Here is a 12,101-nt window from a genome sequence, read left to right on the forward strand (position 1 = left end):
AGCCGGTGGCCGTTCATCTATGCGGGCATCAGCCAGAAGCCGGAGCAAACCCCCGGATCAGGTCGAACCCCTACACCACTTCCCTGGACGCAACCTCGGTCTGCCGCTGGGTGATGGTGCCGCTCATGTCCGCCCCTTGGTCCGTCTTCGTGGTGCGCTTTCGATGCCACTGATCTTTCCGTTCGGCGTAGCGGGCGGGCAGAGCCAGCTGTACCGCATCGGTCAGGACAAAAGTCACCGTGGCTGTGCTCGCGAGTCTCGACAGCAGGTGTGGGGAGTCAGGTGTGGGGAGTCAGGTTCGGAGAGTCAGGTGTGGAGAGTTCCGGGAGTTGGCCGGATCGGCCCGGGGCCGTGCAGGCTGAGTCCAGCTGTACCGTGTGCGCCATGTCAGAGATCGGGTCCTCTGGTCCGTCAACGCCGTTCGGCGACATGCATGGTTGGGCTCTGCGGTGGGACTGGCGGTCCACAGGGGAAGTGGCCTCCATGCCACCGGTGGTGGGGCCGCCGCCAGCCCGCCGGCAGGGCGTACATGCGGTTGCCACCTCGATGCTCGAGGGCCGACCGGTGGCTGCCGCCGCCGGCAAGGAGGGCTCGGTACGGCTGTGGGACCTCACCACCGGGCAGCAGATCCGTGAACCGGCCACTGGACACTCCAAAGCGGCCTATGCAATGGCCACCACAACGCTCGACGGCCGGTCCGTGGCCGTCACCGTCAGCAATGACAAGTCGGCACGAGTGTGGGACCTGACCACAGGCCAGCAGATCGGCAGCCTGTTCACCGATCACGAGGCGATGGTGCGGGCGGTTGCCACGACCACGCTCGACGGTCGACCGGTGGCGGTCACCGGCGGCTTCGACGGAGCGGTGCGAGTGTGGGATCTGCGGACGGGACGCCAGGCCGGTGAACCGTTCACCGGCCACCTGGGCATGGTGGGGAATGTTGCCACTACGGTGCTCGACGGTCGACCGGTCGTTGTTTCCAGCGGCGCACTCGGGCAGATAGCGGTGTCGGATCTGTCCACGGGCGAACAGATCCGTGAGACGTTCACCAGCCACAAGGACGGAGCATCAGCGCTGGCCACCACCGTGCTCGATGGCCGGCCGGTGGCCGTTACCGGAGGTCACTACGACGAAGCGGTGCGGGTGTGGGACTTGGCCACCAGCCGGCAGATCGGTGAACCGTTGACGGGCCACCGCCGGGCGGTGGAGGCGATTGCCGTCACCGAGCTCGATGGCCGGTCGGTGGCCGTCACCGGCGGCGACGACACAACCGTGCGACTTTGGGACCTCGCCACCGGAAAACAACTCCACGTTTTCGCCGGGCACAGCGACTTTGTGTGGGCGGTCGACATCGCCGTTCTCGACGGTCGGCCGGTCGCCGTGACCGGCAGCAGTGACGGAACCGTACGGGTGTGGGACCTGCTGTTCGGTCTGGGAAGTGCCGAGCTTGCCACAGGCCATCGCCGCCAAGTGAGAGCGGTGACCACCGTATCGATCGACGGACAGCCCATTGTGGTCACCGGCAGCGACGACCACAGCGTCCGCATGTGGGACCTGGGCTCCGGAGAGCCGTTCGGGCAGCCGCTCATCGGTCACACAGGCCCGGTGAGGGCGCTCGCCGGCACCGCCGTCGACGACCGCGCGGTCGTCGTGACCGGTAGCGACGACCACACCGCCCGGGTCTGGGACCCGGCCGCAGGACAGCAACTCGGCACTCCACTGACCGGCCACACCGCCGCTGTCTCCTCGGTCGCCACCACCTCGGCGAGTGGACGGCCGCTGGCCGTGACCGCCGGCCCCGACAAGACCGTACGGGTTTGGAACCTCGCCACCGGCGGGCAGATCGGTGCACCGGGTGTCAGTCACCACCGGTGGGTAAGCGCCGTCGCAACCGCCTCCATCGACGGAACACCCGTTTCCGTGGCAGGTTCCTGGAACGGCTCCATCCGGGTCAGGGACCTGGCCACCAATCGGCAATCCTGCGCCCACCCCACCGGGCGCCACGGCAAGAACGTGCAGCAGATCGCCACCGCTGTGGTCGGCGGACAACCGATGGCGCTCACCAGCGGCAATGACGTCGACGAGCCGGTGAAGCTGTGGGATGTGACCACCCGCCAGCAGATTGGCGAACTGCCTTCTGCCACCGGGGTGCAGATTGTCACGGCAGCAACCGTCAAGGGCCACCCCGTTGCCGTCACCGCCAGCTACCGCACGGTGCAGGTGTGGGACCTCACCACCCGTCGGCAAATCGGCCCTGCCCTACACGTCCCCGCCTACGTAACAGCCGTAGCCGTAGCGGAGGGTGGCGACATCATCGTCTGCTTCGGCACAGACATCGCCGTGTTCACCAGCGCACCAAGCCGATATGCCAACCCTGTATGTTCTCCTGTCCTCTGAGGGAAATCCGAAGTCGCATGACCCGACGACGAGTTCACGAAGTCGCAGCGGTACATGGAGGCACCTGAACCCGCGACTCTCACCGCACAGGTCGCCTGGGGCGTGGCGCCACCGCGCACCGCGGTGGTGGCGCAGCACGACGGTTCTGGATCAGTTTCTGTAGTCGATCACGCTCCGTGTGCGCTTCACGCCCAGAGGACCCGTTTCCGGGGCGTCGACCTCGGTGTCGGTGAGGTCACCGCTGATCTGGCGCGGCAGTGCGCGTTCGCGGTCGATCACCGCGCCGCCAGAAGGGCGTCCAGGCCGGAAGTCACACTCAGGCCAACGGACGCCCTTCGCCATGGTCGCGGCCGGCACAGACACCGGACTCAATCATCTACGCGATGTGGCGCTTCAGCCGTCGGTGCTCGAAGCAGTACGCGAGTGCGTTGAGGGCCAGCATGGTTGTGGCGAGGGCCGGCTGGATGGGCGGAACCCAGTCGCCGTCGACGAGGGCGGTGCCGGGGTAGAGAATCGCCGACAGCTGAGTGATCCAGTACAGCGACTCGGCCACGACGATGACCTGGACCAGTGAGCGCGTCCAGGCGCCTCGGTGCACCCATAGCAGGTACAGGCCGATCAGGCCGAGTGCGGCGCCCATGCTCATGGTCTGGGCGTTGTGGAACTTGGCGTGCGGCGGCCAGTTGGGGTTGTAGATGTGGGTCTTGTTCCAGTCTGCGATGTAGGCGCCGGTCAGGGTGACCAGTGAGGTGAGGGTCAGCAGGACCTTTCCAGTGGTGATCTTGGGCATGGAATTCCTCCGTGGGGTGTGAGTGCTGTGTGCGAGGGCGTGGTGGCGGGTCCCGGAACGGGTCAGACAGCGATCTGATCGCGGAACTTCTCGGCCCGCCGGCGGGCCTGCTGGTGCGCGTCGGTCAAGGACGCCTTGTGGATGGGGACCAGGTGGGCCAGTGCCGGAACGACGGGCGCCATGGTCAACTCGGGTGTGAACGAGGTGACTTCGAGGCCGAGCAGGTCGTGCAGGATCGTCTCCAGCGCGGGCACGACGAAGTCCTTGCCGTGGTTGGGAGTGCCGGGGCCGCAACCGCCGCCGCGTGCCGAGACCACCAGGGCCGGACGACCGGACGCCGGAGGCCCGTCGGGCAAGCCGAAGCTGCGGCCCTTGACGATGACCTGGTCCAGCCATGCCTTGAAAACCGAAGGCATCGTGAGGTTGTACATCGGCACCGCGAACAGGTAGGCACTCGCCCCGAGGAACTGATCGATGAGTTCGTCCTGAACGGCTGCGGCCGCTGCTTGTTCCGCACTGTGCCGGGCGGGGTCGGTGCCCCAGGCGGCTATGCCTGCCGCGGACAGGTGGGGTACGGGCGAGGCGGCCAGGTCACGGTGGACGACCGGCGCGTCCCAGGTGTTGCGGAGGGACCGGGCCGCGGGGTCGCCATGCTGCGCGCGTAGGCGTCGCAGCCCGGTGGGGAGAGCGGTCAGGCCGCGGCGGGCCCGGCGGCCGGTGCGTGACCGGTGGCGTACCGGTAGGACGCGGCGATGACCTTCTTGGCCGCCTCCAGCTCGGCCTCGTCGCGCGGGGCGTAGAACATGACGACATTGGCGCCACGGTCGTAGAGCGGGTGCTTCTCACCCCATCCGGAGGCCAGGAACGCGGCGTGGTCGGCCGGGTCCAGGGCCAGGTGCAGGCTGCCGTCGGCGTGCAGGTGCACGAACTCCGCGTCCCCGCGCGGCAGGAACAGTCGGGCGCCATCGGCGGGGGCGACCTCGCTGAGGAACACCGCCCAGGTACTGGGAACGGAAATCTCGCTACGGCCCGAGACGGTGCCAGGAAGCGCGGTGGCCAGCCACCGCCGCAGTGTCTCCTTGATCTGCGGCGGGCTGGGCTGGGTGAGCTGTAGGTGCGGGACCTCGGGCCCGGTCTCGGGCCGGTCTCCCGCACGCTCGGGCAGCGCGGGGAACGTCATGGTGGTGCCTCTTTCGGTGGTGCGGACGGCCCGTCGGTAGGACGAGCAGTCGGTTGATCGCCGAGCGGTCCGGCTGACTGCCGCCCCGCTCGCTGACACCACCAAGCTAGTATCCTCCGGATAGTGGTTTCCTCCAGGAAAGTGCCCCTGGCCGCTGAGTACGGGGGTGCGGGCGAGAGCGGAAGGAAAGGTGCCGTGACCGATCCGGCGCAGCAGGCGTGCCCGATCAACCCTGTGGTGGAGTTGGTGTTCAGCCGCTGGACCACCCCGATCCTGTGGACTCTCGAACACCACGGCCGCTCGCGCTTCAACGAACTGCAACGGCTTCTGCCGACGATCACACCGAAGGTGCTCACCCAGCGCCTGCGCCAGCTGGAACGGGACGGCCTGATCACCCGCACCTACCATGCCGAGATCCCGCCGAGGGTCGAGTACGCCATCAGTGAGCTGGGCCGCACCCTCGTGCCCGTCTTCGACGCCATCGCCAACTGGTCCGACGCCCACCTGCCCCAGGTCACCACTGCCCGCCGGGCCTACGACACGGCACGCGCGGAGGAGGAAGCCTGGGCTGAGGGCTGAGGGCTGAGGGCTGCGCTGGGACAGCCGTACCCGCGTACCCGCAGCTACCTGGAACGACGCGTCACCGAAGGCAAGACACGTCGTGAGTCATCCGATGCCTCACACTCTACGTCGCCCGGGAGATCTACCAGGCCATCGCCCCGGACGGGAACAACACACCACTCACAGCGGACAGTTGACATCCGCAGGGGCATCACACTACCCGTCCGCTACGAACCGACCGTACTGGTCGCAGCCATCAACGAGTAGCTGTGACCGTTGAGTTCACGGAGGCCTCAGTCAGCCTCAGTCGGTCCCTTCGTGTCGAATGCCTGGGCTACGGCAAGGCTGTCTTCGTAGACATGGTGCCGGGTGACAAGGCCGTCTTCGACGGTGAGGTGCAGAGCGAACCGAGCGCGATAAGCACGTCGGGTGGACCGGGCGGTTTGACGGATCTCGCCGAGCACGACCGCATCGCGGCCGTCGACGAGGATGCGCTCGATTTCGGTCGCTGCCTGCCCAGGCACATGGTGCTCGGCGAGCTCACGGTAGTGGGCTGCGGCATCGCCTCGGGTGGAGCGGTGACGGATCCATGGGGTAGCGGTCCGACCGTGCTCGGCCTCCGGCCAGTCCAGCTTCCAGTCGCCCCGCTCGGCATAGATCTCAGCGATGCGCTCGGGATCGCCCTCGCCGATCCGGCGCAACAGCTCCTCCACGACGGCGCGGGTGGTTGCGGGTGCAGCTATGGTCACGACTCATCACTCCGATCCGACATCCGCGTCCGCCTGACGCGGCGAGATCAGCATTCTCGCGGGCGTCCACAGATCGGTGCCATTACCTCCCAGGTAACGGCACAGAGCGTCAAAATCCACTTTCGCAAAGGCCTTACGGATCGTTTCAGAATGCGATGCGTAGTCGTCTCAAGCAGATGATGGAGCAGGCGAGTTCGAGGAGTCCTGGGTGGAGGTCGGCGCGCATCTCGTAGCGGATGCGGAGGTGTTTGAACTGGTGGAGCCAGGCGAAGGTGCGCTCCACCACCCAGCGGGTCTTGCCCGGGCCGGAGTCGTGCGGGGTGCCGCGGCGGGCGATCTTCAGGCTCCGGGACTCTCGATACCTGGTCGATTCGCCAGGGCGAATGAGGCCGCGTACTACTCCGAGTGGCTCGTCAGCGTGTATTCGTCGCCCCTGTCACCAACCATGTCACGCCAGTGCTTTTCAGCGGAGCGGATGAGGTCGTCGCCGAGGCGTTCGAGGAATCGGCCTGCCAGGGCGAGCCGGGATCCGGCAGCGGTCTCGGCTCCGAAGAGCTCGGCGCCACGCAGCGCGGTGGCGGCGAACCGCTGGTTGGCGGCGACGCTGGCCGCGACGGTCCGCAAGCCCGCCTTGTCGTCGAGGAAATACCGGTGGCGGCGGCCACCGTCATCGCGACCGCGACGGATCAGATCCTGCCGTTCCAGCAGGCGGACCGCCTGCGAAATGGTCGCCGCGCTGACTTGCAGGTGCTGCGCCATCTCGATGGCGGTGCGACTGCCGGTCTCGGAGGCGAACAGGCAGGCCATCACGCGGGCGGCGGTGCGCGGGAGACCGGTTTCGACAAGTGCTGTGGTGAGGTCGGTGACGAACGCGGCCGTTGCGTCGGGGTCGGGGCCGAGATGCTCGATGGTCCGCTGCACCGGCGCGGGGGGCTGTGGCCGGCGCCGGGCTCGGTGGGTGGTCGCGAGCTGCGCCAGTTCCGCGCGGTACCGGGCTGGTCCGCCGTTGCGCGCGACCTCGCGGCTCACCGTCGAGGCGGGACGGTTCAGGCGTCTGGCGATGTCGGCGTAACTCAGGCGCTGCGCCAACCCCGCGGCGATCTGTTGCCGGTCGGCTCTGGTCAGCCTGCGTCCTGGCATCGGGTCGGTTCCTCTGATTCGGTTGTCTCGGCACACAGTGTGTGCACCGGTCGCCGATCGTTGCAACACCCTCTCCTTCGCCGTGCATTGACCCTCACTGTCATTGCAATCGACAGTTGCGCAGCTGACCAGCGCAAACAGCACGGTCCCGAGGAGATCGCCGTTGACTGGCTTTCGGCTCGTGCCTAACGTTCGGCTCCGATCGCCGAACACGGGTGTCAGGTGGTCTCCCAGGGAGAAGCGAGGTAGCACGTGGCCAAGGTCGCCGTCGAGCTGATCTCCAGACGCACCCGAGTCGTCCATGCGATCCGTCCGCCGAACCGATTCCCATCGACGCCCGGTGAGACGCAGCAACAGATATCGATCGATTGTCAGGAGCATCCCATGCGAGCCAAAGGCATCACCTACGACACTGGCTTCACTCCGGGCGGAAAGAGTTCGCGGCCCGTCTTCGACGCCGACGCGGTGCGACGCGAGATCCGCGTCATCGCAGACGACCTGCACTGCGATGCCGTGCGGATCACCGGCGGCGACCCTGGGCGACTGGCCCTTGCGGCCCGGCACGCCGCCGATGCCGGGCTTGAGGTCTGGTTCTCCCCATTCCCTTGCGAACTGTCCGCCGAAGAGCTGCTGCCCTACTTCGCCTCCTGTGCGGACCGCGCCCAGGAGGTGGGAGCGGATGTCTTCGTCGCCGGCTGCGAGCTGAGCTTGTTTGCTGCCGGCATTCTCTCCGGAAACGACAGCCTCGCCAGAATCGAAGCCCTGACCAGCGGCGCCCCCGAGGCATTGGCCGAGCTCGCCGAGGTTCCGGCCCGGCTGAACTCCTTGCTGGCCAACATCGCAGAGACGGTGCGCTCACGGTTCCGCGGAAAGATCACCTACGCTTCCGGAACGTGGGAACAGGTTGATTGGGCGCCCTTCGACATCGTAAGTGCGGACGCCTACGGCGATGCCAGTGACGCCTTCCGTCAGGGCCTGCGCGAGTATTTCCGGCACGGCAAGCCGCTCGCGGCGACCGAATTCGGCTGCTGCACCTACCGGGGCGCAGCCGAGCGCGGCGGCATGGGCTGGGTAGATGTCGTCGATCACGACGCCGATCCGCCCCGCATCAACGGCGATTACGTCCGCGACGAGGAAGAACAGGCTCACTACCTGCGCGAGATGCTCGCCGTCTTCGACGAGGAAGGCGTGGATACCGCCTTCTGGTTCACCTTCGCCGGCTACGAGTACCCGCACCACGCCGACCCGCGCTTCGACCTCGACATGGCGTCCTACGGGGTATGCAAGCTGATGCCCAATGGCAGCCTCGCCCCCAAGCGCTCCTTCCAGGCCATGGCCAAGGCATACCGATCAGCGACGTCAGCGTTGCCTGTCCAGGGTGAGGACGGCCCTACTGATGTTTCAGAATGCGATGCGTAGTCGTCTCAAGCAGATGATGGTGCAGGCGAGTTCGAGGAGTCCTTGGTGGAGGTCGGTGCGTATCTCGTAGCGGATCCGCTGGCGTTTGAATTGGTGGAGCCAGGCGAAGGTGCGCTCTACCACCCAACGGGTCTTGCCCGGGCCGGAGCCGTGCGGGGTGCCGCGGCGGGCGATCTTCGGTGTGATGCCCCGCTTGCGGATCAGGCGCCTGTACTTGTGTACTGGTCGAAGTCGTAGCCGCGATCGGCGAACAGCCTCCGCGGGCGGTGCCGTGGTCGGCCTGGCAGTCCCCGAATACGGGAAATGGCATCCAGCAGCGGCATCAACTGGGTGACGTCGCGTCGGTTGCCGCCGGTCAGCGACACGGCGAGCGGTGTGCCGTGCCGGTCGACGATCAGGTGGTGCTTGCTGCCCGGCCTGCCCCGATCGACCGGCGAAGGCCCGGTGCGAGCCCCCCTGAGCGCCCTGACGTGCGAGCCGTCCACTGCCGCGTCGTCCATTTCCAGTAGACCGGACCTGCGGAGTTCAAACAGCAACGTCTCGTGCAGGCGGGGCCACACGCCGGCCTCGGTCCAGTTCCGCAGACGGCGCCAGCAGGTCACCCCGCTGCAACCGATCCGCTCGGCCGGGACGTCCCGCCAGCTCACCCCCTTGCACAGCACGTAGACGATGCCGGCCAAGGCAACGCGGTCGTCCACCGGAAGCCTGCCGGGGAAGCGACGCCGCCGCTGCGGACGGGCCGGGAGCAGCGGGACTATCCGCTCCCACAGATCATCAGGAGCAAGATCGTCAGGCACCCCGCAGACCCTGCCCGATGCCGCCCTCAACTACCAACCACCACAACGAACTCATTCGGAAACGATCAGTTAGGCCCGCTTGGACTTGACGTCGGTGTTATCGCAGCCGGTGGCGAGCTCGCGCAGGGCCTCCACGATGTCACCGGAGGCAGGCGGGAAGGACCAGGCGGTATCGTCGCCGTACGGGGCGGTGTCCACGCACGCGTCCAGCGTCCGCCAGGGGCCCGGCCGGCCGGGGGATCGCCACGAGCAACCCACCAGGTGCCCGGCGTCGTCGTGCAGGCGGCGGTGCGGCAGGGGGCGAACGGCAAGCCAGTCCTCCAACACGCCCAGGACAGGGCCGTGGTCGTCGATCCCAGCTCGGCTCGGGTGCCGGATCAGCTCCTGGGCCAGCTCGACCACGGACGCCGTACGGGCCCGGGTGGCCTGCTCAAGGTCCTCGCGCACGCTTCTCCCCACCACATCGGCGAGCGCCCGGTGCCGCGGCGGCCCGTACTGCACGCGGTAATGCACCAGGTCCGGGTGCTGGGCCACGGCCGTCTCGATCGCCGCCGAGTACGCCTCCTCCCGCGACCGACTGCCGGTCACGACCAGCTGCTCGCGCGTCCCGGCGGCAACGCTGACCACGGCCTCGACCAGGTCGGCCTAGCTGGTGAGCACCTTGACCACCACGGCTGAGCCGGAGGTCTCCAACACGCTGGTGGCTGCTCCCTCCTGGTGGACGAACAACACCTCGGGCCGCTCCCGGTACAGCCGGCACAGACCGGACCGGTTCCGCTTGCCCGTACGACGCCGACCGGACTCCCACGCGCTCATCAGGCTCGGGCCCGTCGCACCACCGGTGATCGCGTTCAGAGCGTGGGCGGCCTCCTCCAGCGTCATGTTCAGCGCGAGCCGAGCCCGCTTGAGCACGGAGTCCGTACTGCTGGCCGGCCGCGGCCATGTACACCTGGAAGGCGGGATGTGGCAGCTGTGCGACCCGGACGCCACCGAGGAGGTGTGGTCGGGCGCGGGCAGGTGGCCAGCGTGTTCCAGCTGCCAGGCTCGGCCATGGCCGGGATGTGCCGTCCGGCCGGAGAGCAGATGGTTCGTGGCTGATTTGGCTGGTGGGAGCGGCCGTCCTCGGTCGATGGACTCGGCGTCGACATCCGGAGTGCTTCAGCCCGGCAGCGCGTCCTCAAGGTGCGTCAGCTCCTCCGGGCTCAGCTTGAGTTCCGCGGCCTGAGCCGAGTCGGTGATGGAGGTCGGGCGACTGGCTCCCGGCACCGGGATCACCGCGGGGGAGCGGCTCAGCAGCCAGGCCAAGGCGATTTGCTGCGGGCTGACGCCGTGCTCGGCCGCGATGCGGTGGAAGGCGGTGTCGATGGAGGTCGGGCCGGAGGGGCCGTCGAGGGAACTGCGGGAGATGCCGCCGAGGGGGCTCCAGGGCAGGAACGCCAGGCCCAGCTGTGTGCTCAGCCGTAGCTCGGGCTCGCTGTCCCGGACGGCGGGCGAGTACCGGTTTTGTACCGAGACGAGTCCGTCGCCGAGGATCTGATGCGCCTGGCGGATCTGGCTGGTGGTCACGTTCGAGATGCCGGCGGCGCGGATCGTGCCGACGTCGAGCAGGTCGCGCAGAGCGCCGACGGACTCCGCCCAGGGCACGGCCGGGTCCGGCTTGTGCAGCTGGTACAGGCCGACGGCCTCGCCTCCCAGTCGCCTGGCGGAGGCTTCGGCGGCGCACTTGAGGTGTTCCGGGGTGGCGGTGACCGTCCAGCTGCCGTCTCCGGGCCGGCCGCGGCCGCCCTTGGTCGCGATCAGGACGCCGGAGGTGTCGCCGCCGTAGCGGGCCAGGGCGCGGGCGAGCAGGAGCTCGTTGTGGCCCACCTCGTCAGCGTGCCAGTGGTAGCTGTCGGCGGTGTCGATGAGCGTGACGCCGGCGTCGAGGGCGGCGTGGACGGTGGCGATGGCCCGCGTCTCGTCCGGGCGGTCCTCGATGGACAGCGGCATGGCGCCCAGGCCGATGGCGCTGACGGTGGTGTCGGCGATGGTGCGGTACTGCATGGCGGTTCGCTTTCCTCAGGCGGTCGGGGCGGTCGGGGCGGCGGATGCGGTGAGGGCTTCGGCGACGGCGCCGGGCAGCCAGTCGGCAGTACGGGAGAAGGCGAAGCCCAGCTGTTTCGCACGGGTGTTGCTCATGGCGTAGTGGCGGTCGAAGGAGAACGGCGAGGCGGTCCCGCCCTCGGCGACGGTTCGGTAGACGGGCTCGCGGCCGGTCTGCGCGGCGACGATCGCGGCCAGCTCGCGCACGTCGAGCAGGCCGTCGGAGCAGGCGTTGACCGGACCGGCGAAGTCGGTGGCGGTGGCCGCCCACAGCAGCAGGTCCGCCAGCTCCTCGTGGTGGATGAACACCGTCGGCAGCGCCTTGGCGTGCACAGCGATCTCGTCGCCCCGGGCGATGCGCTCGGTGTAGTGCGAGAGTCGGCCGGTGAACTCCTTTCCGCCGCCGCCGAGCACGTGCGCGCTGCGCACAGAGGCGAACGCGAAGCTGCCGTCCCGGGTGAGGACGGCCTCCGCCTGGCGCTTGCCCTCGGCGTAGTGCGCCTCCAGGTATGCCTCGTCGTGCCAGGGCAGGTCCATGGCCACCAGCCAGGCGCGCGGGTCCACGTTCCTCTCCGGCACCGGGGCGCCCGCCGGCTCAGCCGGAAGCGCGGCGGTCGCCGGGTCGTAGACCTCGATCGTGGAGGTCATGACGTAGCGCCGGGTGCGGCCGGCGAAGGCGCGGGCGGCGATCGCGGCCTGTACGGGGGTGTAGCAGATCTGATCGACGACCGCGTCGAAGGTGCGCGAGCCGAGCGCGGCGACGAGAGCGGCCTCGTCGTTGCGATCGACAACGAGGTGCTCGACACCGGTGGGTGGCCGAGCGGAGCCGCGGTTGAGCACCGTGACCTGATGGCCGGCCGCCTTCAGGCGCTCGACCAGGAGCTTTCCGAAGTAGCGGCTTCCGCCGATGACGCAGATTCTTTGCATGCCTCCACCCTGGACGCCTACTGTCATCAGCAGAAGTGGCGGCTTACTGAAAGCGTTTT

13 protein-coding genes and 2 pseudogenes are annotated in these 12,101 nt (G+C 68.3%); 3 read left to right on the forward strand and 12 right to left on the reverse strand.

The genetic code is table 11. The annotated features are described in order from the left end of the window. The first annotated feature begins 384 nt into the window (after window positions 1-384). On the forward strand, window positions 385-2,397 hold the full coding sequence (locus tag AB0C96_RS27735) for a WD40 repeat domain-containing protein (RefSeq protein WP_362920924.1): 2,013 nt from the start codon (window positions 385-387) through the stop codon (window positions 2,395-2,397). Between the two features lie 150 nt (window positions 2,398-2,547). Here AB0C96_RS27735 and AB0C96_RS27740 read toward each other — a convergent pair whose 3' ends face one another. The 4 genes from AB0C96_RS27740 to AB0C96_RS27755 form a co-directional block, all read right to left on the reverse strand. After that, a complete protein-coding gene (locus AB0C96_RS27740; RefSeq protein ID WP_362920926.1) occupies window positions 2,548-2,676 on the reverse strand; it encodes a hypothetical protein in 129 nt (42 codons plus the stop codon). A 97-nt stretch (window positions 2,677-2,773) separates the two neighbouring features. After that, complete coding sequence (locus AB0C96_RS27745; protein WP_362920928.1) at window positions 2,774-3,187, reverse strand: DUF6640 family protein; 414 nt, start codon at window positions 3,185-3,187, stop codon at window positions 2,774-2,776. Window positions 3,188-3,249: 62 nt separating this feature from the next. After that, window positions 3,250-3,882, reverse strand: coding sequence for an NAD(P)H-dependent oxidoreductase (locus tag AB0C96_RS27750; RefSeq protein ID WP_362921042.1), 633 nt, complete (start codon window positions 3,880-3,882; stop codon window positions 3,250-3,252). Beyond that, entirely contained in the window at window positions 3,879-4,367 is a 489-nt protein-coding gene (locus AB0C96_RS27755; protein WP_362920930.1) for a luciferase family protein, read from the reverse strand. Before AB0C96_RS27755 ends, AB0C96_RS27750 begins: the two co-directional genes overlap by 4 nt. A gap of 195 nt (window positions 4,368-4,562) precedes the next feature. Between AB0C96_RS27755 and AB0C96_RS27760 the strand changes: the two genes are divergently transcribed. After that, the gene (locus AB0C96_RS27760) at window positions 4,563-4,946 is read left to right on the forward strand and encodes a helix-turn-helix domain-containing protein (RefSeq protein WP_362920932.1); all 384 of its coding nucleotides are present in this window, start codon (window positions 4,563-4,565) and stop codon (window positions 4,944-4,946) included. Between the two features lie 275 nt (window positions 4,947-5,221). On the opposite strand, the gene AB0C96_RS27765 is transcribed toward AB0C96_RS27760, so the two are convergent. The 3 genes and pseudogenes from AB0C96_RS27765 to AB0C96_RS27775 form a co-directional block, all read right to left on the reverse strand. Beyond that, on the reverse strand, window positions 5,222-5,677 hold the full coding sequence (locus AB0C96_RS27765) for a nuclear transport factor 2 family protein (RefSeq protein WP_362920934.1): 456 nt from the start codon (window positions 5,675-5,677) through the stop codon (window positions 5,222-5,224). 145 nt (window positions 5,678-5,822) lie between these two features. Beyond that, window positions 5,823-6,041, reverse strand: a pseudogene (locus AB0C96_RS27770) (transposase); the annotation flags it as partial. A 32-nt stretch (window positions 6,042-6,073) separates the two neighbouring features. Further along, on the reverse strand, window positions 6,074-6,817 hold the full coding sequence (locus tag AB0C96_RS27775; protein ID WP_362920935.1) for a helix-turn-helix domain-containing protein: 744 nt from the start codon (window positions 6,815-6,817) through the stop codon (window positions 6,074-6,076). A gap of 252 nt (window positions 6,818-7,069) precedes the next feature. Between AB0C96_RS27775 and AB0C96_RS27780 the strand changes: the two genes are divergently transcribed. After that, the gene (locus AB0C96_RS27780) at window positions 7,070-8,236 is read left to right on the forward strand and encodes a hypothetical protein (RefSeq protein ID WP_362920937.1); all 1,167 of its coding nucleotides are present in this window, start codon (window positions 7,070-7,072) and stop codon (window positions 8,234-8,236) included. On the opposite strand, the pseudogene AB0C96_RS27785 reads toward AB0C96_RS27780, so the two are convergent. The 5 genes and pseudogenes from AB0C96_RS27785 to AB0C96_RS27805 all read right to left on the reverse strand — a co-directional run bounded on the left by AB0C96_RS27785 (window position 8,219) and on the right by AB0C96_RS27805 (window position 12,042). After that, window positions 8,219-9,033 (reverse strand): annotated as a pseudogene (locus AB0C96_RS27785) (IS5 family transposase). The gene AB0C96_RS27780 and the pseudogene AB0C96_RS27785 overlap by 18 nt on opposite strands. A gap of 69 nt (window positions 9,034-9,102) precedes the next feature. Then, window positions 9,103-9,660: a hypothetical protein gene (locus AB0C96_RS27790; protein WP_362920938.1), complete on the reverse strand. Its 558-nt coding sequence runs from the start codon at window positions 9,658-9,660 to the stop codon at window positions 9,103-9,105. 18 nt (window positions 9,661-9,678) lie between these two features. Further along, the gene (locus AB0C96_RS27795) at window positions 9,679-9,945 is read right to left on the reverse strand and encodes a helix-turn-helix transcriptional regulator (RefSeq protein ID WP_362920940.1); all 267 of its coding nucleotides are present in this window, start codon (window positions 9,943-9,945) and stop codon (window positions 9,679-9,681) included. A 246-nt stretch (window positions 9,946-10,191) separates the two neighbouring features. Then, window positions 10,192-11,076: an aldo/keto reductase gene (locus AB0C96_RS27800; protein WP_362920941.1), complete on the reverse strand. Its 885-nt coding sequence runs from the start codon at window positions 11,074-11,076 to the stop codon at window positions 10,192-10,194. A 15-nt stretch (window positions 11,077-11,091) separates the two neighbouring features. Beyond that, on the reverse strand, window positions 11,092-12,042 hold the full coding sequence (locus AB0C96_RS27805) for an NAD-dependent epimerase/dehydratase family protein (protein WP_362920943.1): 951 nt from the start codon (window positions 12,040-12,042) through the stop codon (window positions 11,092-11,094). Window positions 12,043-12,101: the final 59 nt, after the last annotated feature.

The organism is Streptomyces sp. NPDC048506 (assembly GCF_040651315.1).
GTDB lineage: Bacteria > Actinomycetota > Actinomycetes > Streptomycetales > Streptomycetaceae > Streptomyces.